This window comes from Bradyrhizobium sp. DN3, from assembly GCF_041357655.1.
Classification (GTDB): Bacteria; Pseudomonadota; Alphaproteobacteria; order Rhizobiales; family Xanthobacteraceae; genus Bradyrhizobium.
The window spans coordinates 86571-109692 of sequence record NZ_JAULLN010000015.1; the positions used below are offsets into that span (position 1 = coordinate 86571).

Genomic DNA, 23122 nt, shown 5'->3' on the forward strand with positions numbered 1-23122 from the left:
TCCGGACCCGTCACGACGGGCTTTTTCAGACCACGCCCCAGCGCTTATGCCCTGAAGCCATTGATTAAAATTCTAACCTCTGGGTCATGTGGTCGCAACCCGAGCGGAGATCACGAGCCCGTTGGCCCAGTGGCATGGTCAACGAAGACTGAATGGACGCGACTTTGGACGCGACTTGGGACGTAACTTGGGCCTTTCGGCCGGATTGGAACAGAGATCGCTGATTTGGGCAAGAAAAGGGTTAATGCGGGGTTACTGGGGAAGATGGGGTTGCCCCAGCGTCAAACTCGGTGTCGTCCGGGCGAAAGTCAGGACCCATAACACAGGGAGTGGTTTGGCGAAGACTCGAGGTTCGGTACTCCCAGCGTCCGCAATCGCGAGATTCCGCGGTATGGGTCCTGGCTTTCGCCAGGACGACGAGCTGAGAGAGCCGTATTTGTCGTCGAACCCGGCCGAATCAGCCCAGCCGGTCGCGCGGCTGGGAGTGGTGGGCACGCTTCCGCCTTCGCTCTTCGAGCTACGGCGGACGAGTCGCTTTGCCCACTCTACGAGACCGAAATCGGGACCAATCAGCCCAGTTTCCGGCCGATATCGAGGAATTTCTGCCGCCGCTGCTTGCGGATGGCGTCGCCGTCGAGACCCCGGAGCTCGTCGAAAGCCTTGGCGATGGCGTCCCCGGTGGTGGCGATCATGGCGGCGGGGTCGCGGTGGGCGCCGCCGACCGGCTCCTTCAAAATGCTGTCGATCACGCCGAAGCGGAGCATGTCCTGGGCGGTGATCTTCATGTTGTTGGCGGCTTCCTGCGCCTTGGTGCCGTCGCGCCAGAGGATAGAGGAGGCGGCCTCCGGCGAGATCACGCTGTAGATCGCGTGCTCCAGCATCAACACTCTGTTGGCGGTGGTGATGGCGATGGCGCCGCCCGACATGCCCTCGCCGGTGATGATGGCGACGTTCGGCACCGTGAGCGCCAGGCAGGCATCCGTCGAGCGCGCGATCGCCTCGGCTTGTCCCCGCTCCTCGGCGCCGATGCCGGGATAGGCGCCGGCGGAATCGGCGAGTGACAGCACCGGCAGGCCGAACCGCTCGGCCATCTCCATCAGCCGCACGCATTTGCGATAGCCTTCCGGCCGCGCCATGCCGAAATTGTGCCGGATGCGGCTTTCGGTGGAATCGCCCTTTTCCTGGCCCATCACGCAGATCGGCTCGCCGCGGAAGCGGCCGAAGCCCGCGACCAGCGCCTCGTCCTCGCCGAATTTGCGGTCGCCGGCCAGCGGCGTGAATTCGGTGATCAGGCCCTTGATGAAGTCGTTGAAATGCGGCCGCTGCGGGTGCCGCGCTACCAGCATCTTCTGCCACGGCGTCAGGTTCAGATAGAGATCGGCCAGCGCCTGCGCCGCCTTGTCCTCGATCCGTCCGATCTCCTCGGCGATGTCGGTGCCGGAGGCCGCCAACATCCTGAGCTCGTCGACCTTGGAGTCGAGCTCGGCGACGGGCTTTTCGAAATCGAGATAGCTGCGCATCTGGTCTGGCATCAACTCAATATAAGGGGACGGGGCGAGAGAGCGAAACGAGGTTGGGGTTGTGGAAAGAAGTTTAGCTTCTTCAATGGTTTGGCCTGTGTGCTCGTGAGACGCCAGCCAAATCAATCGTGAGGCCACGGCTCTTTCCGCGGAGATGTGGCCGAAGTCAAGGTGGATCGTCACCTCTCCCGCTTGCGGGAGAGGTCGCGCCAAAGGCGCGGGTGAGGGCTTTCACCTCTAGGGGGTTGTCCCTTTGCGGAGACACCCTCTCCCCAACCCTCTCCCTCAAGCGGGAGAGGGGGCGCACCTCCCACGCCTCACTTCTCCGCCAGCGGGTGCAGGTCGCGCACCAGGCTCTTCAGCCGCTCCTCGACCACATGGGTGTAGATCTGGGTCGTGGAGATGTCGGTGTGGCCGAGCAGGGTCTGCACGATGCGCAAATCGGCACCATTGTGCAGCAGGTGGCTGGCAAAGGCGTGGCGCAGCACGTGCGGGGAGACCAGGCGGGCCTGAAGCCCGGAGGCGACCGCGAGCTCCTTCAGATCGCGGGCGAAATGCTGGCGCGTCAGATGTCCGCTCTCGCCGAAGGAGGGAAACAGCCATTTCGAGGCGGCCACGCTGTTCTTCTTGTCAGCCTTCGCAGCTTCCGTCGCCGCGAGATAATCGGCCATCGCCTGCCGGGCGGCGTCGTTGAGCGGCACCAGGCGTTCCTTGTTGCCCTTGCCGCGCACCACGATCATGCGCGCATCGCGCTTGGCGGCCGAGCGCGGCAGCGCCACCAACTCGGAGACGCGCAGGCCCGTGGCGTAGAGCACTTCGAGCAGGCAATAGAGCCGCAAAGCGCGCAGCCGTTTCGACGGCGATTGATCCGCCGCCTCGCTCAATTCCTTGGCGCGGCGGAGCATGCGGTCGACATCCGCAATCGACAGCACTTTTGGCAGGCCGCGGCCGCGCTTCGGTCCCGACAGGATCGCTGCGGGATCCTCGGCACGGATGCGCTCGTTGAGGAGGAAGCGGAACAGATGCCGCATCGCCGACAGCCGCCGCGCGACGCTGGTGGATTTGAAGCCGCGCGCATCGAGATCGGCGAGATAGTCGCGCAGGACTTGCGTCTCCGCATCCGCAAAACTGTGGCCGGCGCGGCCCAAAAATTCCGAGAAATCGCTGAGGTCGCGGCGGTAGGCATCGAGCGTGTTGGCCCCGGCGCCCTGTTCCGCCGCGAGCATGTCGAGGAACAGGCCGGTGAGCTTGCTATCGGAGGGCTTGGTGCGCATGCCCTGGAGCCTAGCTGCTATTTCTTGAGAAACTTGTCAGGCGGGATCGTCACCGTCATTTCCCGCGGCTTCGGACTGACGAAGTTCGCCAGCGCAAAGACCACGCCATAGACGATGCCGGCGATCACGGCGACGACCGTCAGGAAGCGGAACAGGCTGGGCATCGTGCTGGGGTCCGGAGGCCAAATTAACCAATGAAATCATCCAACATGTTCGCCGTTTCGTGGCAAGAGTCCTCTGGCGAGGCCCCCTGCGGGGTCGTATAGGTGGCAAAAGCATGCCGCCTTTGGCGGCAGATCGAGCGAGATCCATGTCCGACGCCGCGTTGCCGCTATCCGGTTCGCCTGAGGCCGACATCCTGTCGGCGCTCGGGGCGCGCTCGATCGTGCTCGTCGGGATGATGGGGGTGGGCAAATCCACCATCGGCCGCCGCATGGCGGCGCGGCTCAAGCTGCCTTTCGTCGACGCCGACACCGAGATCGAGGCGGCGGCCGGCATGACCATACCGGAAATTTTCGAGCGCCATGGCGAGCCACATTTCCGCGACGGCGAGGCCCGCGTGATCGCGCGGCTGCTGGACGGTGGACCGATCGTGCTCGCGACCGGCGGCGGCGCCTTCATGCGCGAGGAGACGCGGGCGCGGATCGCCGCGAAAGCGGTCTCGATCTGGCTCAAGGCCGACCACGACGTCATCATGCGCCGGGTGCGGCGTCGTGCCGATCGCCCGCTGCTCCAGACCGCCGATCCCGAAGGAACCGTGACGCGCCTGCTCACCGAGCGCGAGCCGGTCTATCGCCATGCCGACCTCACCATCGCCTCGCGCGACGTGCCGCACGACAAGATCGTCGAGGAATGCATCGAGACGCTGCACGCCCATCTCTGCGGCGTGCCGCCTGCTGACGTTGCGAGTGCCGTACGATGACTGCGCCCTTGAAACATTCCGATCCTGTCAATGTCGATGTCGCGCTGGGCGAGCGCGCCTATGACATCGTCATCGGCCGCGGCGTGCTGGCCTCGGTCGGCGAGCGCGTCGCGCGCTTGCGCCCCGGCGTGCGCACCGCTGTTGTGACCGACCGCACCGTTGCAAAGCACTGGCTGGAACCCACCGAGGCATCGCTCACTGCGGCCAGCATTCCCACCTCGCGCATCGTGGTCGAGGAAGGCGAGATCTCCAAGACCTATGCGGGCCTGGAAAAAGTCAGCGAGGCCTTGATCGCCGCGAAAATCGAGCGCAACGATCTCGTCATCGCGCTCGGCGGCGGCGTGGTCGGCGATCTCGCCGGCTTTGCCGCGGCGATCCTGCGCCGCGGCGTCGATTTCGTGCAGGTGCCGACCTCGCTCTTGGCACAGGTCGATTCCAGCGTCGGCGGCAAGACCGGCATCAACTCGCCGCAGGGCAAGAACCTGCTCGGCGCCTTCCACCAGCCGGTGCTGGTCATCGCCGACACCGCCGTGCTCGATACCCTGTCGCCGCGGCAATTCCGCGCCGGCTATGCCGAGGTCGCCAAATATGGCGTGCTCGGCGACGAAGCCTTCTTCAGCTGGCTGGAGAAGAACCATGCCGACATCTTCAGGGGTGGCTCGGCGCGCGAGCATGCCATCGCGACGTCGTGCCGCGCCAAGGCCGGCGTCGTCTCGCGCGATGAGCGCGAGACTGGCGAGCGCGCGCTGCTCAATCTCGGCCATACCTTTGGTCACGCACTGGAAGCGGCGACCGGCTTCTCCGACCGCCTGTTCCACGGCGAGGGCGTCGCGATCGGCATGACGCTGGCGGCGCAGTTCTCGGCCAGGCTCGGCATGATCGGCGAGCACGACGCGGCGCGCGTCGAGCGGCACCTCATCGACGCCGGCCTGCCGACGCGCTTGCGGGACATCGCGGGTTTTGCCCAGGAAGGGCTTGCCGATGCCGACGCGCTGATGGCGCTGATGGCGCAGGACAAGAAGGTCAAGCGCGGCAAGCTCACCTTCATCCTGCTGGAGGCCGTCGGGCGCGCGGTGATCGCCAAGGATGTCGAGCCCGCCCCGGTGCGCGATTTCCTGCAAGAGAAGCTCGCGCAGAAGGCGTGATGCGCGGCTGAACGGCGCCAAAGCGTTTTCGCGCGAAGTGGATACCGGTTCGCGTCAAGACAACGCGTCCAAACAAGAAGCTAGAGTGCTGCATGGACTGGCTCGGATTCACCATCGTCGTCCTCTGCCTCCTGGTCTCGGCGTTCTTCGCCGCGAGCGAGACCGCGCTGACCGGCGCCTCGCGCTCCAGCATGCTCAGGCTCTCCAAGCAGGGCAATCATGACGCCGACGTCGTCTCGCAGCTGCTCGACATGCGCGAGCGCCTGATCGGCGCGCTGCTGCTCGGCAACAACATCGCCAATATCGGCTCCTCCGCGATCGCCACCGCGATATTCACGGCCTGGTTCGGTGATGTCGGCGTGCTCTATGCGACCGGGGTGATGACGGCGCTGGTCGTGATCTTCGCGGAGGTTCTGCCGAAGACCATCGCCATCAACGCGCCGGACCGCGTGGCGCTTGCGGTCGCACGCCCGATGCGGCTGACCATGTACGTGCTGGGGCCGCTGCTGCGGATCGTGGAAGTCATTGTGCGCCTGTTGCTGCGCTTGTTTGGCCTCGCCGGCGAGCACCAGGCGATCCTGTCGCCGACCGAGCGCCTGCGCGGTGCGGTCGACCTGTTGCACCACGAAGGCAAGTTCGAGAAGCATGACCGCGACATGCTCGGCGGCCTCTTGGACTTGCGCGAGCTCCAGGTCTCCGACGTCATGATCCATCGCACCGAGATGATGATGATCAATGCCGATTTGCCGCCGGAAGAGCTGGTGCGCGAGGTGCTGGCGACCGAATACACCCGAATCCCGCTGTGGCGCGAGAAGCCCGAGAACATCATCGGCGTGCTCCACGCCAAGGATCTCCTGCGCGCGATCCGCGCCTCCGACGGCGACACCTCGCGGATCGATGTCTCCACCATCGCGCTGCCGCCCTGGTTCGTGCCGGAGATGCGCCCGGTCTCCGAGCAGCTCAAGGCGTTCCGCCGTCGCAAGACCCATTTCGCGCTCGTCGTCGACGAGTATGGCGAGGTTGAAGGGCTCGTGACGCTGGAAGACATTTTGGAAGAGATCGTCGGCGACATCTCCGACGAGCACGACGTCGTGGTCGCCGGCGTGCGCGCCCAGCCGGACGGCTCGGTCGTGGTCGACGGCTCGGTGCCGATCCGCGATCTCAACCGCGCCATGGACTGGCACCTGCCCGACGAGGAGGCGACCACGGTGGCCGGCCTCGTCATTCACGAGGCCCGCTCGATCCCCGACCGCGGCCAGAGCTTCACCTTCCACGGCTTCCGTTTCCGCGTCCTCCGCCGCGAACGCAACCGCATCACCGCGCTCCGTATCTCACCGGTGCCGCGCGAGGCGGAGCTGGAGGAGGCAAAACCGAGGAGGGCCGGGACGTCGTTTTGATTCTTACCCTCCCCTGGAGGGGGAGGGTCGATCGCGCGCAGCGCGAGCGGGGTGGGGTGATCTCTCCACTCGGGTAGTGCTCAGCGCGGAGAGACCGTCACCCCACCCCGCTTCACATCTCGCTGCGCTCGGTGTGAAGCGACCCTCCCCCTCCAGGGGAGGGTAAGAGGAGATCACCCTTCCCCCGGCGCCTTCGCGTGGATCGCGAGCGCGTGGACGCCGCCGGCGAGTTCCGCCGCCAGCGCCGAATTTATCATGCGATGGCGATCGACCCGGCTCTTCCCTTTGAAGGCCTCAGACACGATATACACACGGAAGTGCGTCTCGCCGCTTGGCCGATGGCCGGCGTGGCCTTCATGCAAGTGCGACTCGTCGACGACCTGCAGGCTTTCCGGCCTGAAAGCTTCTTGCAACCTGTTGCTGATAGTGTCTCTGATAGCCATGTGTGTGCCATTAAGGTGCGCGATCGCACCCCGTCAATACCCGGGAGTCCCAGGTAATTGCGACCGGGTTTCTAGCTAATTGCAATGTCAAGACTTGAAGGTTTTTGCATTGCGTAGTCAAAGTCAGCCATGCCGATCGATTCATCAAAGTTCTTCGACTCCATCCGCGTCAAGCCGCGCGGCAAGCAGCCGGAAGCGAAGCCGCGCGAGACCGTGGTCGCCTGCGAATGGACCGGCTGCCAGAACAAGGGCAGCCACCGCGCGCCGAAGGGGCGCGAGAATTCGCGCGAGTACTGGCACTTCTGCCTGGAGCATGTCCGCGAGTACAACCAGAACTACAATTTCTTCTCCGGCATGAATGCCGATGCGGTCGCGCGCTACCAGAAGGATGCGCTGACCGGCCACCGACCGACCTGGAAGATGGGCGCCAACGGCGGCAAGAAAGCTTCGGAAGCCGAGATCGATGGCGCCTTCGATCCGTTCAGCATGTTCAGTGAGATCAACGGCCGCGCCAGCTGGCGCCGCGGTCCCGAGGCTCAGCCCAAGGCCGAGACGCGCAAGGTGATGAACGCCGAGCGCAAGGCGCTCCAGGTCATGGGCCTCGGCCCCGACGCCACGCTCGCCGACGTCAAGACCAAGTACAAGGCCCTGGTGAAGCAGCATCACCCCGATGCCAATGGCGGCGACCGCTCGACCGAAGACCGCCTGATCGAGATCATCAAGGCGTATAATTATCTGAAGACGGTGGTGCGGGAGGCGTAAGGCTACGCCTCCGGGAAGGACAGTTCGCAAACCAGTCCTTCCGGCTTCCACCACCGGGTCACCCGTCCGCGCAAGGTGCGGATGATGCCATCGACCGCGCCGATGCCAAAGCCCTTGCGCGTCGGCGGCTCGTCGACCCTGGGACCGCCGCGCTCCGACCAGTGCAGCACCAGAGGTTCTGCACCATTGGTCTCCCAGCGGATCTCCAGCCGGCCCGAAGGCGTCGATAGCGACCCGTATTTGGCGGCGTTGGTCGCAAGCTCGTGCACGGCGACCGCGATCGATTGGGCGAGCGTCGCCGGCAGCCGGATGTCGTCTCCAGTGATGCTGATACGTTCGCCGTAGGGCCGGAGTTCGTCTTCGACGATGGTCTTCAGACTCGCGCCGGTCCAGCGCGACGCCGAGAACAGCCTCTGCACGTTGGCAAGCGCACTGAGTCGGCCTTGAAACGCGGCCTGGAATTCTGCAGCGGTCTCGGCCTTCGTCAGCCGCAGTATCGCCTGCGTCACCGCGAGCAGATTGTTCGAACGATGATCGACCTCGTAGGCGAGGAGCATCATCCGCTGCTCGGCCTGCTTGCGAGCCGTGATGTCGACCAGCATGTTCACCGCGCCGACCAGTCGGCCGCGTTCGTCGCGCAGCGGCGTCGGATATGGCATGAAGCAAATCCGTGAGCCGTCCGGCCGTTCGGCCACGGCCTCGACGTCGCGCACCGGCCGGTTCTGCTTGAGCGCGATTGCCATGGGGCACTCATCATGGGGGAGCGGCGTGCCGTCGGGCAGAGAGAGCTTCCATGTCACGCACCACATCGCGCCGACCTCTGGCGTCCGTCCGGCAAAATCGATGCAGGCTTGATTGAAGAAGGTGATGCGGCCTTCTGCGTCGGTCGTATAGATCGCGGCGGGCAGCGCCTGGAGCAAGTCCCGGAATCGCCTCTCGGAATCCGCGCCGCCAGCGCTCCTGCTCGCTGCTTGCCTCGCGATCTCGCCGATCCTGGCCTCGTCCGAATGTCCAAGCAAGTCCAGCATCGCGTTCCTCTGCGGGGCCAGCTCAGGCAATTCGCCGGCCGCGCATTCGTTCCACAGTGCTCGTCGGAGACGTATAGACCCTCCTCAACCTGTCGTAGATCAGAACTTCGCTTGCACGATAGCGGAGTGGGAGCTCCGCTGTCGCCTCTCTCTTAGTCCTCAGCCGCGTAGCCTGGATGGAGCGTCAGCGTAATCCGGGTCTTTCTCACACAAGCGACTTTCCCGGATTTCGCTTCGCTCCATCCAGGCTACTTCATCATTCCTTCGGCATGGCCCCCACATAGGACGAACTCGGCCGGATCAGCCGTCCCGTGCGCTGCTGCTCGCGCGCATGCGCGGTCCATCCTGCCGCACGCGCCACCGCGAAGATCGGCGTAAAGGCCTGCCTCGGAATTGCGAGTGCATCGAGCAGGATGGCGGTGAAGAACTCGACATTGGTCTCCAGCGGCCGGTCTGGGTTCTTCTTGCGCAGCGCGCTACGGATATACGCCTCGACCTCGCCGGCAAAGGGCAGGTCGGCGCCATTGGAAGCCAGTGCCTCGATCGCGGTCTTCAGCACGTCGGCACGCGGGTCGCGCACGCGATAGACGCGGTGACCAAAGCCCATCATCCGCTCGCCGCGTGCCAGCGCCGCATCTACCCAGCTCTGGATGCGTTCGCGCGAGCCGATCGCATCGAGCATCTCAAGCACCGGCTCCGGCGCGCCGCCATGCAAGGGGCCGGTGAGCGCGCAATAGCCCGCGGTCACGGCGGCGAACAGATCGGCTTGCGTCGAGGCCACCACGCGGGTCGTGAAGGTCGAGGCATTCATGCCGTGGTCGCAGACGGTGACGAGATAGGCATCGAGCGCGGTGACCTCGCGCGCTGCAGGCGCCCGCCCGTGCAGCATGCGCAGCGTGTCGGCGGCGTGGCTCACGCTGGGATCGGGCGCGACCGGCTCGAGCCCTTTTGCGCGGCGGACCAGCGCGCCGGCGATGACCGGAAACGCGCCGACGATGGTCGCTTCGTGCTCCAGGCCATGTTCGGCGCGCAGTCCCGCGACTGCCGCGCGAAACCCGTCGACGATGCCCATGCCCTGTGTCGCCGGCAACAGGTCCGGCAATCGCGCGAAGGCGCGCTCGCGCGCGGCACCCAGGCTCGCCCGCACATTGGCTTCGCTTAAGCTGGTCTTGCTGGCGCCGTTCCAGAGCCGGGCGGTGACGCCCTCGAAGCTCGATTTGGCGGCGAGGCTGCCGACATGCTCGCCGGCGATGATCAGCTCGCCGCGCTCGCCATCGACATGGCTCAGCACGGTCTCCGCCGCGGGAACGCCGTGCAGCCCGATCTGGCTTTTGGTGAGGTGGATGTTCATGGCCCAATCTCCTGTTTGACGCATGGGAAAGGTCGGGCCTCTCGACAGATTGATCAATCTTGATTACATAAATCAATATGAAAAATTCCAGCGAGCTCTACCTCTCCGCCCGGGAAGCCGCCGCCGAGCTCGCGATCTCGCCGGCCACGCTCTACGCCTATGTCAGCCGCGGCCTGATCCGCTCCGAGCCGACACCGGACTCGCGAAAAAACCGCTACCGTGCCGAGGACGTCCGCGCGCTGAAGGAACGCCGGGTGCCGTCGCCGGAGCCAAGGGGTCTGCGCAGCTTCGACGCCGACCTGCCGGTGATGGATACGGAGATTTCGACCATCACCGAGGAGGGCGCGATCTACCGCGGGGTCAACTGCGTCGATCTCGCCGAGAACGACACGCTGGAGCACACGGCGACGCTGCTGTGGGACGTCTCCGGCGTCGATCCGTTTGATCAGGACAATCAGCCCCTTCTTTCCGAGGAGATGCGGACGATCGGGCAGGCCGCGCGGCGGGCGGCGCCGATCGACCGCGCCATCGCTGTGCTCGCGCTGGCCGCGAGCGCCGATCCTCGCGCCTTCACCCGCGCGCCCGATGGCCGCGCCATGGTCGGCGCGCGCATCGTCCGCCTGCTGGTCGCGACCATGCTCAATGCCGAGCCATCGGCCGAACCGCTGCATCAGCAGGTTGCGAAAGCGTGGGCGGCTGACAACAAGCATGCTCCCGATCTGATCCGCCGCGCGCTGGTGCTGCTCGCCGACCATGAATTGAACGCCTCGACCTTCACCGCGCGCTGTGCCGCCTCGACCGGTCTCAATCTCTATGACGCAGTGATCGCCGGCCTCGCCGCGCTGAAAGGGCCCAAGCATGGCGGCGCCGGCGTGCTGGCCTCGCAACTCGTGAAGACGCTGATCGATCGCGACGTCGAGCCGATGGTGCGCGAGCGCGTCGCGCTCGGCGAGCGCTTTGCCGGCTTCGGCCATGGCGTCTACAAGCGCGGCGATCCCCGCGCGCAATCGCTGCTGAATGCCTTGTCGCGCGCCGGCGCACCGCGAAAGTTCACCCGCGAGGTGCCGGAGCGGATCGCGGAGGCGACCGGGGAGTTTGTCAACATCGACTACGCACTCGCCGTGCTCGTGCACGCCCTGCGCCTGCCCGTCGGCAGCGAGCTCGCTTTGTTCGCGATGGCCCGCAGCGTCGGCTGGATCGCCCATGCCAGCGAGCAATTGCAGTTCGGCAAGCTGATCAGGCCGCGGGCAAGGTATGTGGGGCCCGCACCGGGACGGAGGGCGGGGGGTGTTGGAGTCGAAGACCTAACCAGGAGCGCGCCTTCACCCTCCCCTGGAGGGGGAGGGTCGATCGCGCGCAGCGCGAGCGGGGTGGGGTGATCTCTCCATTCGGACAGTGCCAATGCGGAGAGACCGTCACCCCACCCCGTCTCACATTCCGCTTCGCTTCATGTGAGCCGACCCTCCCCCTCCAGGGGAGGGTAAGATCTAACCCCGCGGCTTCGCTTCCGCGACACCGCTGCCGTGCCTTCGGCGGATGAACCAGAGCCCGACGCCCACCACGATCGCCACGGCCACCACGGTCAAAATCCAGATGTGCTTGCCGACATGCCCATGGTGGTGCAGCCCGGCATATTCATGCAGCGCTGAGACCGCCAGCACGCCCGGCAGCACATGCGCGGGGGCCCAGGCCAGGATCGCCGGGATGTTCACTGCGTAAAACTTCGCCGGCGGCATGCCGAGCGCACCGGCGGTAACGGGCACGAAGGCGCGGATCGGGGGTACGAAGCGGGCGAAGAACACCGCCCAGGTGCCGAAGCGATGGAAGAAGCTCTCGCTCTGCGCGACCAGGCGCGGATAGTTGGTCAGCGGCCAGGTGTTGAGGATCTCCCGTTGCTGCCGGTGCCCGATCCAATAGGCCGATCCGTCCCCGAGCACCGCGCCGAGTGCGGCCGCCAGCAGCACCCAGGGCAGCTTCAGCTCGCCGCCCGGAACCAGCGCGCTCAGCGCCAGGATGATGGTCGAGCCGGGGATCACCGACCCCACGACCGGCACCGCTTCGAGCAGCGCCGCCAGGAACAGGGTCAGATAGGCCAGCCACGCATGGGCCGAGACGAAGGCGATGAGGGGATCGAGGAAGGATGTCACGTCGTCTCTGTAGCGGGCTGGAGTACTGGAATTCAGACCCTACATAGGTAAGCACATGCGGCAACAGTGCCATCCACGCAGGCAGAGGCGTCAACCGCCCGGAATTCGAGCGTGATTCGCAAGGCAGCCCTCCAAAAACTGCGTTCCTTGCCTATCTAAATGAAAAGACAATGGAACTTTGATTGGTGGGCGGGCTTCTGCCGGCCACTTGTCTCTGATAGGTTGATTTTCAGCACCCAGCCGCAGCCAACGTGCGAATAACCGGTTTCGGGACCGCCCGGGACCTCGGAGGATTGATGACGACCGCCGCCCTGTCCAAAGTTGAGGAAGTTTCCGGTCAGCCCGACATGAAAGTGTCGGTGCGCCAGGTGTTCGGGATCGACAGCGATCTCGAAGTCCCGGCCTATTCCGAAGTCGATCCTCATGTGCCCGAAGTGGATTCCGATTACCGCTTCGACCGCGCCACCACGCTCGCCATTCTCGCCGGCTTTGCCAAGAACCGCCGCGTGATGGTGACGGGCTATCATGGCACCGGCAAATCCACCCATATCGAGCAGGTCGCCGCGCGCCTGAACTGGCCCTGCGTGCGCGTCAACCTCGACAGCCACATCAGCCGTATCGACCTCGTCGGCAAGGACTCGATCGTGGTCAAGGACGGCAAGCAGGTCACCGAATTCCGCGACGGCATCTTGCCCTGGGCGCTGCAGAACAACGTCGCGCTGGTGTTCGACGAATACGACGCCGGCCGCCCGGACGTGATGTTCGTGATCCAGCGCGTGCTGGAGGTCTCCGGCCGCCTGACGCTCTTGGACCAGAACAAGGTGATCAAGCCGCATCCGGCGTTCCGCCTGTTCGCCACGGCGAATACCGTTGGCCTCGGCGACACCTCGGGCCTCTATCACGGCACCCAGCAGATCAACCAGGGCCAGATGGACCGCTGGTCGATCGTCACCACGCTGAACTATCTCAGCCATGACGAGGAAGTGGAGATCGTGCTGGCCAAGGCCAAGCACTATCGCACTCAGGAGGGCCGCGACATCGTCAACAAGATGGTGCGCCTCGCTGATCTCACCCGCAACGCCTTCGCCAACGGCGATCTGTCGACGGTGATGAGCCCGCGCACGGTGATCACCTGGGCGGAGAACTCCGACATCTTCGGCGATATCGGCTTCGCCTTCCGCGTCACCTTCCTCAACAAATGCGACGAGCTCGAGCGTCCGCTGGTCGCCGAGTTCTACCAGCGCTGCTTCAACGCGGAGCTGCCGGAATCGGCGGTGAACGTGGCGCTGAGCTGAGGTTTGATGTCGTCCCGGCCTAGTGCGCAATTGCGCACGGGAGCCGGGACCCATACCGCGTGATGTCTCGATTGAAGCGACGCTGATAGTTTCCTGACCCAACGACGGCCGGTGGTTATGGGTCCCGGCTTTCGCCGGGACGACGGATTAAGGTGATATGACCACCTCCAACTCCAAATTCCGCAGCAACAAGGAAGCGCCGACCGAGCCGTTCAAGCGCTCGGTCGCCTCCTGCCTGAAGGCGATCGCGAAATCGCCCGAGCTCGACATCTCATTTGCGGCCGAGCGCCCGGGCCTTGCGCCCGGCAAGGCGCGGCTGCCCGAGCCTGCGCGCAAGATGACTAGGCGTGATGCGGCGATCGTGCGCGGCCATGCCGATTCCATCGCGCTCAAGCTCGCCTGTCACGATCCGAAAGTTCATCGCAAGCTGATGCCGGGCAATCCGCAGGCGCGGGGCGTGTTCGAGGCGGTGGAGCAGGCGCGGGTGGAGGCGATCGGCGCGCGCCGCATGGCGGGTGTTGCCAAAAATCTCACCGCGATGCTCGACGATCACTTCCATCGCGGCAAGTTCGACGAGATCACCGACCGCGCCGATGCGCCGCTCGCCGATGCGCTGGCGATGCTGGTGCGCGAGCGCCTGACCGGCATGGCGCCGCCCACGGCAGCGAAGAAGATGGTCGATCTCTGGCGTCCGATTCTCGAAGACAAGATCGGCAGGCGGCTCGACCGGCTCGATGGCGTCCTCGAGGACCAGACCCGGTTCGGCGATGCCGTGCATGATCTGCTCTCGGCGCTCGAGCTCGGCGACGAGCGCAACGCCGATACCGAGGACAATGACGAGAACGACGAGAACCAGGACGGCGACAACGACCAGTCCGGCGCCGAGGGCTCGCCCGATTCCGACGCCGCGCAAGAGATGAGCGCCGACCAGGCGCAGGCGACCTCGGAGGAGATGAGCGAGAGCGCGATGGAAAGCGCGCAGGCCTCGACCTCGGATACGTTCGACGACGGCGAACTCGGCGACGACGAGACGCCGGGCGAGGCGACGCGGCCGAATTCGCGCGGGGCCAATGAGCCGCGCGGGCCGGAATATCACGCCTTCGCGCCGAAATTCGACGAGGTCATCGCGGCCGAGGATCTCTGCGACCATGACGAGCTGGAGCGTCTGCGCGCCTATCTCGACAAGCAGCTCGCGCATCTGCAAGGCATCGTCGCTCGCCTCGCCAACCGGCTGCAGCGCCGCCTGATGGCGCAGCAGAACCGCGCCTGGGAGTTCGACCTCGAAGAGGGCATCCTTGATCCCGCGCGGCTGTCGCGCGTCGTCACTGATCCCTATCACCCGCTGTCCTTCATGCACGAGAAGGAGGCGACGTTCCGCGACACCGTAGTGACGTTGCTGCTCGACAATTCCGGCTCGATGCGCGGACGCCCGATCACGGTCGCCGCGACCTGCGCCGACATTCTCGCGCGCACGCTGGAGCGTTGCGGCGTCAAGGTCGAGATTCTCGGCTTCACCACGCGCGCCTGGAAGGGCGGGCAATCGCGCGAAGCCTGGCTGGCCGCCGGCAAGCCGGCCAATCCCGGCCGCCTCAACGATCTCCGCCACATCATCTACAAATCGGCGGATGCGCCGTGGCGCCGTGCGCGAAAGAATCTCGGCCTGATGATGCGCGAGGGCCTCCTGAAGGAGAATATCGACGGCGAGGCGCTGGACTGGGCGCACAAGCGCCTGCTCGGCCGGCCCGAGCAGCGCAAGATCCTGATGATGATCTCGGACGGCGCGCCGGTCGACGATTCCACGCTGTCGGTCAATCCCGGCAATTATCTCGAGCGGCACCTGCGCCACATCATCGAGGAGATCGAGACCCGCTCGCCGGTCGAGCTGATCGCGATCGGCATCGGTCATGACGTGACGCGCTATTATCGCCGCGCGGTGACGATCGTCGACGCCGAGGAGCTCGGCGGCGCCATCACCGAGAAGCTCGCCGAACTCTTCAGCGAGACCAACACCGCGCCGACGCAAGCGCCCGGCCGGCCGCGCCGCAAATTGCATTCGTGAGCAACCATCAATCCCGCCGCAGCTTTCTCGGCCACGCGGCGGCGGGATTTTCCATTCTGACGATGCCGCGATTGGCGCGGGCGCAGGCGCAGTTGCAGCCCGCGACCGAGCCGCCGCCGCGCGCCCTCCAGCTCGACCACGCCGTCGCTGCGCCCGTCAGCGTCGAGGTCAACGCGCGCAGCATTCCCAATTTCGAGCCGCGCGACCGTTCGCGCACGCGCTTCGGCTCGCTGGATTTTCGCAGCGGCCTGGTGCTGACCTCGCCCTATCGCGGCTTCGGCGGCCTGTCCGGCCTCCGCTTCCTCGACGGCAAGGGCGAGCGCTTCCTCGCGATCTCCGACCAGGGCGGCTGGTTCACCGGCGCCATCCGCTATTCCGGCCGCGAGATGGTTGGGCTCGCGGACGTCGAGGCCGCGCCGCTGCTGGGCGCGGACGGGCGGCCGATCACGGATAAGCGGCTCTGGTACGACAGCGAGTCGCTCGCGCGCGACGGCAACCTCGTCTATGTCGGGCTCGAGCGCGTCAACCAGATCCTGCGCTATGATTTCGCCAAGGGCGGCACCCGCGCCCGCGGCGAGGTGATCGCGGTGCCGCCTGCGGTCCGCAAGTTGCCCTACAACAAGGGGCTGGAGGCGCTCGTCGTCGTTCCCAAAGGCCAAGGTCAGGTGCTCGCGGGCACGCTGATCGCCTTCTCCGAGCGCGGGCTCGACGCCGACGGCAATCTCGTCGCGTTCCTGATCGGCGGCCCGACGCCGGGCCAGTTCAGCGTGCGGCGCTCCGAAAACTTCGACATCAGCGACGCGGTGCTGCTGCCGTCTGGCGATCTCCTCATCCTCGAACGCAAATTCTCCTGGTTCACCGGTGTCAACATCCGCATCCGCGCGATCCCGCTGAAGTCGATCGCGCCGGGTGCGCTGGTCGACGGCCTCACGCTGTTTTCCGCCGATCTCGGCCACGAGATCGACAACATGGAAGGCATCGACGCCCATGTCACGGCCGAGGGCGACACCGTGCTGACCCTGATCTCCGACGACAACTTCTCGATGCTGCAGCGGACATTGTTGCTGCAGTTCACGCTGGTGGAGTAGCGCGGTCTCTCCTCCGTCATTGCGAGCGCAGCGAAGCAATCCAGTCTGCCTCCGCGGAGAGATTCTGGATTGTTTCGCTGCGCTCGCAATGACGCTGGGAGGCAGGCTCGCACCAAGCCAACACCGCAATGCATGGCCCCTCCAGTCCCCATTCCCGCCGCGCGCCTAGCAATCCGCGTTTCCCTCACTACACTCCCTGCAGCATCCTCCATCCTCCCGGAACTCCCGCATGAGCGCCCTGTTTTCCCCGATCAAGCTGCGCGGACTGACGTTGAAGAACCGCGTCGTGGTGTCGCCGATGTGCCAATATTCGGCCGATGACGGCGTGGCCACGGATTGGCACTTCACCCACATCAACAATCTCAGCCTGTCGGGCGCGGCGATGTTCTGCATCGAGGCGACGCATGTCGAGGCGATCGGCCGCATCACGGCGGGCTGCCTCGGGCTCTACAGCGATGCCTGCGAAGCCGCCTTGAAGCCGATCCTCCATTCGGTGCGCAAGCATTCCTCCACCGCGATCGGGATGCAGCTTGCCCATGCCGGCCGCAAAGCCTCGAGCGCGCGGCCCTGGGAGGGCGGCCAGCTGATTCCGGTCGAGCACGGCGGCTGGCAGGCGGTCGGCCCGTCAGCCGTGCCGCACAAGGAGGGCGAGGCCGCTCCGCTCGCGCTCGACGCCGCCGGCCTCAAGCGCATCCGCGAGGCCTTCGTCGATTGCACCAAGCGCGCCGCGCGGCTCGGCATCGATGCCATCGAGGTCCACGGCGCGCACGGCTATCTCCTGCACCAGTTCCTGTCGCCGATCTCGAACAGGCGCACCGACGTCTATGGCGGCTCGCTCGAGAACCGCATGCGCTTTCCGCTCGAGGTGTTCGACGCGGTGCGCGCCGCATTCCCCGCCGACAAGCCGGTCGGCATGCGGGTGTCGTCGACCGACTGGGTCGAGGGCGGCTGGGATCTGGCGCAGACCATCGAATTCGCAAAGGCGCTGAAGGCACGCGGCATCGACTGGATCGATGCCTCCTCGGGCGGCGTCTCGCCGCTGCAGAAGATTCCGCTCGGCCCCGGCTATCAGGTGCAATTTGCAGAAGCCATCAAGCGCGAGACCGGATTGCCCACCATCGCCGTCGGCCTGATCAGCGAAGCCAGGCAGGCGGAAGAGATCGTGGCCAGCGGCAAGGCCGACATGGTCGCGCTCGCCCGCGGCATGCTCTACGACCCCCGCTGGGCCTGGCACGCCGCCGCGGACGTCGGCGGCGAGGTCGAAGCCCCGCCGCAATATTGGCGCTCGCAGCCCTCGACGCAAAAGGCGCTGTTCGGCAGGACCACGTTCGGGGCGCGGTGAGTTCTTCACCTCTCCCCGCTTGCGGGGAGAGGTCGGATCGCATCGCAGATGCGATCCGGGTGAGGGGGTACAGGTGCGGCGCTACGCTCGTGTGAGGAGAGAGGCCCCTCACCCCGACCCTCTCCCCGTAAGAACGGGGAGAGGGAGTAAACTCACGCATCCGTAAAACTCCTCGCCTTCCACGCACCCCAAAACTGGCCTAACCTGTCTCCTCAACGCCTCACGGAGGCCGGCCATGCGTTTTGGTGTTCGCAAAACTGCCCATGTGTTCGAGCGCGTGGGTCTTGCGATGGCGGGTGCGGCGTGCGGATTGTTCGTCGGCGCCTATGTGGGATCTGCGATCTCCTCGCTCACCACGCAGGGCTTCCTGCTGGTGATGATGGTGCTCGGCTTCATCGGCTTCTATCTCGGCATCGACACGCCGCAAATGCCCTTCGACGATGCGCACAACGCCATCGACGCCGCGGAATTTCTGAGCTCGGCCGGCACGCTCTGCGCCACGCTCACCGCGCTCGCCTCCGTCGCCGTCATCGTGCTCCGGCTCGATCCGCATATCAACTTCGCCTGGCTTGCTCTCTTCGGCTGGTCCGCCGGCGTCGCCATGCAGATCGTCGCGGGCGCGAAGGCCAGGATGCGGAAGTAGGCTTTCTGACCCTCCCCTGGAGGGGGAGGTCGATCGCGCAAAGCGCGAGCGGGGTGGGGTGATCTCTCCTCACGGGCAGCGTGTGAAGTGGAGAGACCTTCACCCCACCCCGTCTCATGTCTCGCTTCGCTCAACATGAGCCGACCCTCCCCCTCCAGGGGAGGGTAAGCACGCAGTCCCTAAAACACCACGCCCACCCGCGTTCCGCGCTTCCAGGCGATGCGGCAGCGCTTCTTGGTGTTGACGTGCAGCAGCTCGAACCGATCGGGGATGCTCACCTGTCCGCCGAGATCGACGCAGGCCCCGCCGGGCGAATAGTCGATCAGCGTGCAGGGAATCACGGGCGCGCGCGGGTCGGTGATGATCTTGGCCTGGCGCGACACCAGCCCCGAAGGCTTCACGCGGGCATATTTGCGCGGATAGTGCGGCACGTCTCCTCCAGCTCCGCTGTCTCGCGGGGATCGGAGCCGATGATGGAACAGAGTTGATGCGATCCCGCTAAGGCAGGGCGGAGAATTTTAATGAAAAGTAGCAGTGAACGCAGAAAGCGGCGGTAACGGGGTGGGGCGGCGGGGCCTCAATTTCCGCGTCGTCCCGGCCTAGTGCGCAATTGCGCACGGGGGCCGGGACCCATACCGCGAGGTCTATCAATGGCCGGTGGTGCTAATCCCGAACGACCAGTCTTCGCCAAACTCCTGCCTGTGGTTATGGGTCCCGGCCTTCGCCGGGACGACACTGGTGTACGTAGCGCGCGCCTGCCTCTTCCACCGTCATTGCGAGGAGCTCTTGCGACGAAGCAATCCAGACTGCTTCCGCGGCGGCAGTCTGGATTGCTTCGCTGCGCTCGCAATGACGAGCGGTGAGAGCGAAGCCCCCCTCAAACCCCCTCCATCTCCCCCGCCACCTCCGTATGCTGCGGCCCCACCGGCATCGGCACCGTCACAAAATCTTTCGGCAGATTCACCGGCCGATAGTCCGGCTCCACGGCCATCCGCTTCACCACGCTCTCATGCACATGCGCGCCTTCGGGAATGACGCGCGGCTCGCTATCGGGAATGTAGAAGCCGAGCGCCACCTTCCGCTCCGGCCATTCCTTGTACGTCGCGCTCTTCGGCAAATACTCCAGCAGCCGCCAGCCCGCCGTCATGGAATCGTGCAGCATGCCCGTCTTGCCGGTAAAGGCGGGCGCGACATAGCTGAACGGCGAGTTCTTGCGCTGGACGCCGAAGGCGAGCTGGTTCACGGTACGCGGGTTGAAGTTCAGCCCCGCCTTCGCGGCCTCCTCGATCATCCAGATCAGCGGATATTTCGACTCCCCGCTCTCGGCTTCCGGATAGCCGCCGCCGACGTCGCTGTGCACGCCGGCGAACCACACCTGCAGAATGTCCTGCGGCACCTTCTTCTCGTCCGGCACATAGCGATTGCTCCAGAACTCCTGCGGCTCCCTGTATTGCTTCAGGCGGAACATGCAGCGCCGCTCGTCGATCGCGACCGCCTGCCGGAAGATTTTGACGCTCGGATTGCGCAGCGTGAAGGCGAGCTCCTCGAAGCTCGGCCAATACAGCCGGTCGGCGCGCGGCACGATCACGCTCGCCACCGTATCCCAGACGCCGATGAAGTGGATGGTCGGCCAGCGCGTCGAGGTGATGCGCGCGAACTGCGCGGCGAGATCGAATTGGTCCTTCGGCAGCGGCCCGCTCTCGTCGGTCGCGATATCCGTGAGGTCCTCGATGTCGTTGCCGCGCCCGGTGCCGGAATATTGCTTGTAGGCGATGAGGCCCGAGCCGGCGAGGTTCACCTGCTCCGGCGAGATCAGGCCGACCTTGTGGATCAGCCCCGCCAGCACCCGCACGGTATAGGCCCCGCGCGAGAAGCCGAACAAATAGATCTTGTCGCCCGGCGTATAATGCTGAACCAGGAAGCAATAGGCCGAGAGCACGTTGTCATCGAGCCCATAGCCGGTGGCGAGCCCCAGCACCAGGTTGATATTGGCCTTCCAGCGATTCCACGTCGTCGGCTCCGTCACCGTGCCGACCCCGGGATCGTAAAACACCATCTGCCGCGGCTGCGTCTTGTCGGTCTTGCGCAGGCAGCGATAGAGCTTCAGGACGTTGGAGATGTTCTCGCTGATCTCGTTGCCGGTGCCGTCACAGCAGATGACGACGTTTTTCGGCTCGGGCTTGGCTGCGGTGGTGTGGGCGGGTTCCATGGGATGCGCCTCGAGGTGATGCTACCGGGGCGAGTATAGCGGAAATGGACGGCGGCGAGCAGCCGAAGGCGGCGTCGCCGGCATTTTGCCCCATCTCTCATCTGTTGACATTAACAACTTGTTAACCATGCCGTCGCCTAATGTTGACGAGTGGGGGATCACCATGTCGGCCCATGTGACGCGACCGAAATTGATGCCTGTTTCGGCCGATCCAGCCTTTCGTTCGCTTGCCAGGCTGGCGGTTCGCGCCAAGGCCGTCCTACAGACCAAAACGGCTGTCGTACGGAGCAAAGCCATGTTTGGAAAGGACGACTTAGTGGACAATCTCAGCCGCGATCTCGATCGCGCGCGCGGAAGACGCGATGCACTCGCATCCGAAGCCACGACCCTGACGGCCCAGATCGCCGAAATCGAAGCCCGCCTTTCGGAAGAGAAGAAAAGGCGGGAGCGTGAGCGCGTCTTGTGCGAGATCGAAGCGATCAAAACGCGAGTCAAGCAAGCCGCCGGCGCGTTTGCACCCGTCGTCGATGGTCTCTCCAAGGCGATCGAGTCGGCTGCGGCAGTCGTGCCCGAGGCGCGCGAGCTCAACAGTTTCCTGGTGTCGGTCGCGACCGAAATCGACAGCGTGCTCGATCCCCTGTTGCGCGAACTGGATCAGCGCGCGGATGCGGTGCGAACAGGCCACGTCGCGCTGGACCTGCCGAGTTCGGCCAATGAAGCGCCGCCCATCGAGCTGCCGAAAGACAGCAACGAACGCCTGCTTCGTTTTCCAGCATGGCTGTCTCGCGACAAGGAGACGGACAAGAAGGAAACAGCGGAGAGCCCGCGCAGCACGGCCGCGTGAAGTTGGCGGGTCGCGCAGCTTAAGAAGCTTGTCTGCAGGTTCCGCAAGCGCAGGGCAATCGCGTATGACGCGAGCGCTTGGGATGCTGAAGTTTCGACATCGTCATGGCCGGGCTTGTCCCGGCCATCCACGCCTTACCCCCGCAGCACAAAGAACGTGGATGCCCGGGACAAGCCCGGGCATGACGACCTCTTGTTGATGGTCATATGCGGTTGCCCTCTCCCGCAAGCGGGAGAGGGAGCGCACCGTGTGTGGCGAGAACAAGACTGATTTCACCGCGCGTTGGAGCCGCGTAGCAGCGGTCCATGTCCGGCATTGCAACGAATAACTCCCCGTCCTGCCACCGCTCAGTTGGCGGCGCGGCGCAGGAAGGCGGGGATATCGAGAACGGCCTCGTCGGGCGCATTGCGCGCAGCGGTGCGGCCGTAGGGATCGAGCGGCCGGTCGGCCGCCTGGCGCGCATATTCCAGGCTCGGCCTTGCCGGTGGCCCCACGGGGTGGTGCGGCTGCGGGCGAAGCGGCGGGCTTTCCACTTGCGCAAGGGGGGCGCTGCGCTCGATGCGATCGGCGATGCGGCGGCCGTCGTTGCGCAGCCTGCCGGCGAGCTGCGTCAGGGCGGTTTCCACCGGTTGCGCCTGCGGTGCCGGGTCGAGATTGTCTATACCGGTCGCCACCACCGAGACGCGGACGATGCCTTCGAGGCTGTCGTCAAACGACGCGCCGACGATGATGTTGGCGTCCGGATCGGCCTCGTCGCGAATGCGGGTCGCGGCTTCGTCGACCTCGTACAGCATGAGATCCTTGCCGCCGGTGATGGAGATGATGAGGCCACTGGCGCGTTTGATCGAGGGATTCTCGATCAATGGATTGGAGATCGCGGCCACGGCGGCGGCAAGCACGCGCTTCTCGCCGGACGCCTCGCCCCGTCCCATCATGGCCTTGCCCTTCTCCTTCATGACGGAGAGGACGTCGGCAAAATCGAGATTGATCAGGCCTTCCTTGACGATGAGGTCGCTGATGCAGGCCACGCCCGAATAAAGCACCTGGTCGGCGAGGGCGAAGGCGTCGGCGAATGTGGTCTTGTCGCTGGCCACCCGGAACAGGTTCTGGTTCGGGATGATCAAGAGGGTGTCGACCGTCTTCAGCAACTCCTCGATGCCGGCTTCGGCAAAGCGCATGCGGCGCTGGCCCTCGAAGTAGAACGGCTTGGTGACCACGCCGATCGTGAGGATGCCGAGCTCGCGCGCGGCCCTGGCGACGATGGGGGCAGCCCCGGTGCCGGTGCCGCCGCCCATGCCGGCCGTCACGAACACCATGTGTGCGCCGGTCAATTGATCGCGGATCATATCGATCGCCTCTTCGGCTGCGGCGCGTCCCAATTCCGGCTGCGAGCCGGCGCCGAGGCCTGCGGTCACCTTTGTGCCGAGCTGGATCAGGTGCCTCGCCTTCGACATGGCCAGCGCCTGCGCGTCGGTATTGGCGACCACGAACTCGACCCCTTGCAGCCCGGCCGTGATCATGTTGTTGACCGCATTGCCGCCGGCGCCGCCGACCCCGAACACGACGATGCGGGCCTTCATTTCGTGGATATCGGTGATGCCAGTCATGCTTCCCTCGTGATTGCTCCGGCATGCCGGGGATGGAGAAAGTTTT

General features: G+C 65.3%; 21 protein-coding genes. 11 read left to right on the forward strand and 10 right to left on the reverse strand.

The genetic code is table 11. The features are described from left to right. Nucleotides 1–569: 569 nt before the first annotated feature. From AAE027_RS22280 to AAE027_RS22290, 3 genes are all read right to left on the reverse strand, one after another. On the reverse strand, nt 570–1532 hold the full coding sequence (locus AAE027_RS22280; RefSeq protein ID WP_091893415.1) for an acetyl-CoA carboxylase carboxyltransferase subunit alpha: 963 nt from the start codon (nt 1530–1532) through the stop codon (nt 570–572). A gap of 305 nt (nt 1533–1837) precedes the next feature. Beyond that, nucleotides 1838–2794, reverse strand: a complete 957-nt coding sequence (gene xerD / locus AAE027_RS22285) for a site-specific tyrosine recombinase XerD (protein WP_370990087.1) — start codon at nt 2792–2794, stop codon at nt 1838–1840. Nucleotides 2795–2811: 17 nt separating this feature from the next. Then, nucleotides 2812–2958 (reverse strand): histidine kinase, encoded by a 147-nt coding sequence (locus tag AAE027_RS22290; RefSeq protein ID WP_074116966.1) that lies wholly within the window; start codon nt 2956–2958, stop codon nt 2812–2814. 146 nt (nt 2959–3104) lie between these two features. Here AAE027_RS22290 and AAE027_RS22295 point away from each other — a divergent pair, with 146 nt between their 5' ends. The 3 genes from AAE027_RS22295 (at nt 3105) to AAE027_RS22305 (ending at nt 6258) form a co-directional block, all read left to right on the forward strand. Further along, nucleotides 3105–3716, forward strand: coding sequence for a shikimate kinase (locus AAE027_RS22295; protein WP_164939658.1), 612 nt, complete (start codon nt 3105–3107; stop codon nt 3714–3716). After that, nucleotides 3713–4861, forward strand: a complete 1149-nt coding sequence (gene aroB / locus AAE027_RS22300) for a 3-dehydroquinate synthase (protein WP_370990086.1) — start codon at nt 3713–3715, stop codon at nt 4859–4861. Before AAE027_RS22295 ends, aroB begins: the two co-directional genes overlap by 4 nt. Before the next feature lie 92 nt (nt 4862–4953). Next, nucleotides 4954–6258 (forward strand): HlyC/CorC family transporter, encoded by a 1305-nt coding sequence (locus tag AAE027_RS22305; protein ID WP_091893423.1) that lies wholly within the window; start codon nt 4954–4956, stop codon nt 6256–6258. Nucleotides 6259–6431: 173 nt separating this feature from the next. Here AAE027_RS22305 and AAE027_RS22310 read toward each other — a convergent pair whose 3' ends face one another. Continuing rightward, nucleotides 6432–6701: a BolA family protein gene (locus AAE027_RS22310; RefSeq protein ID WP_091893424.1), complete on the reverse strand. Its 270-nt coding sequence runs from the start codon at nt 6699–6701 to the stop codon at nt 6432–6434. A gap of 129 nt (nt 6702–6830) precedes the next feature. Between AAE027_RS22310 and AAE027_RS22315 the strand changes: the two genes are divergently transcribed. Further along, a complete protein-coding gene (locus AAE027_RS22315) occupies nt 6831–7463 on the forward strand; it encodes a J domain-containing protein (RefSeq protein ID WP_091893426.1) in 633 nt (210 codons plus the stop codon). A 2-nt stretch (nt 7464–7465) separates the two neighbouring features. Here AAE027_RS22315 and AAE027_RS22320 read toward each other — a convergent pair whose 3' ends face one another. Further along, entirely contained in the window at nt 7466–8491 is a 1026-nt protein-coding gene (locus tag AAE027_RS22320; protein WP_370989495.1) for an HWE histidine kinase domain-containing protein, read from the reverse strand. Nucleotides 8492–8747: 256 nt separating this feature from the next. After that, on the reverse strand, nt 8748–9842 hold the full coding sequence (locus AAE027_RS22325) for a citrate synthase/methylcitrate synthase (protein ID WP_370989496.1): 1095 nt from the start codon (nt 9840–9842) through the stop codon (nt 8748–8750). A gap of 77 nt (nt 9843–9919) precedes the next feature. Here AAE027_RS22325 and AAE027_RS22330 point away from each other — a divergent pair, with 77 nt between their 5' ends. Then, a complete protein-coding gene (locus AAE027_RS22330) occupies nt 9920–11221 on the forward strand; it encodes a citrate/2-methylcitrate synthase (protein WP_370989497.1) in 1302 nt (433 codons plus the stop codon). A 108-nt stretch (nt 11222–11329) separates the two neighbouring features. Here the strand turns inward: AAE027_RS22330 and AAE027_RS22335 are convergent, their stop codons facing one another. After that, the gene (locus tag AAE027_RS22335; RefSeq protein WP_370989498.1) at nt 11330–11989 is read right to left on the reverse strand and encodes a DedA family protein; all 660 of its coding nucleotides are present in this window, start codon (nt 11987–11989) and stop codon (nt 11330–11332) included. A gap of 296 nt (nt 11990–12285) precedes the next feature. Between AAE027_RS22335 and cobS the strand changes: the two genes are divergently transcribed. The 5 genes from cobS to AAE027_RS22360 all read left to right on the forward strand — a co-directional run bounded on the left by cobS (nt 12286) and on the right by AAE027_RS22360 (nt 18416). Beyond that, nucleotides 12286–13284, forward strand: a complete 999-nt coding sequence (gene cobS, locus AAE027_RS22340) for a cobaltochelatase subunit CobS (protein ID WP_091893436.1) — start codon at nt 12286–12288, stop codon at nt 13282–13284. Nucleotides 13285–13441: 157 nt separating this feature from the next. Beyond that, nucleotides 13442–15343, forward strand: a complete 1902-nt coding sequence (gene cobT / locus AAE027_RS22345; protein ID WP_370989499.1) for a cobaltochelatase subunit CobT — start codon at nt 13442–13444, stop codon at nt 15341–15343. Then, nucleotides 15340–16431 carry an esterase-like activity of phytase family protein gene (locus AAE027_RS22350; RefSeq protein ID WP_370989502.1) on the forward strand — a complete coding sequence of 364 codons (1092 nt, stop codon included), beginning with the start codon at nt 15340–15342 and terminating at the stop codon, nt 16429–16431. Before cobT ends, AAE027_RS22350 begins: the two co-directional genes overlap by 4 nt. A gap of 229 nt (nt 16432–16660) precedes the next feature. Beyond that, nucleotides 16661–17773: an NADH:flavin oxidoreductase/NADH oxidase gene (locus AAE027_RS22355; protein ID WP_370989504.1), complete on the forward strand. Its 1113-nt coding sequence runs from the start codon at nt 16661–16663 to the stop codon at nt 17771–17773. A gap of 235 nt (nt 17774–18008) precedes the next feature. Beyond that, a complete protein-coding gene (locus AAE027_RS22360; RefSeq protein WP_370989505.1) occupies nt 18009–18416 on the forward strand; it encodes a hypothetical protein in 408 nt (135 codons plus the stop codon). A gap of 179 nt (nt 18417–18595) precedes the next feature. Here the strand turns inward: AAE027_RS22360 and AAE027_RS22365 are convergent, their stop codons facing one another. Both AAE027_RS22365 and AAE027_RS22370 read right to left on the reverse strand, forming a co-directional pair. Further along, nucleotides 18596–18847, reverse strand: coding sequence for a PilZ domain-containing protein (locus tag AAE027_RS22365; RefSeq protein ID WP_091893446.1), 252 nt, complete (start codon nt 18845–18847; stop codon nt 18596–18598). 446 nt (nt 18848–19293) lie between these two features. Then, the gene (locus tag AAE027_RS22370; RefSeq protein WP_370989506.1) at nt 19294–20625 is read right to left on the reverse strand and encodes a DUF2235 domain-containing protein; all 1332 of its coding nucleotides are present in this window, start codon (nt 20623–20625) and stop codon (nt 19294–19296) included. 163 nt (nt 20626–20788) lie between these two features. Here AAE027_RS22370 and AAE027_RS22375 point away from each other — a divergent pair, with 163 nt between their 5' ends. Then, entirely contained in the window at nt 20789–21469 is a 681-nt protein-coding gene (locus AAE027_RS22375) for a hypothetical protein (RefSeq protein WP_370989507.1), read from the forward strand. 347 nt (nt 21470–21816) lie between these two features. Here AAE027_RS22375 and ftsZ read toward each other — a convergent pair whose 3' ends face one another. After that, nucleotides 21817–23076, reverse strand: a complete 1260-nt coding sequence (ftsZ, locus tag AAE027_RS22380; protein ID WP_370989509.1) for a cell division protein FtsZ — start codon at nt 23074–23076, stop codon at nt 21817–21819. Nucleotides 23077–23122 lie beyond the last annotated feature (46 nt).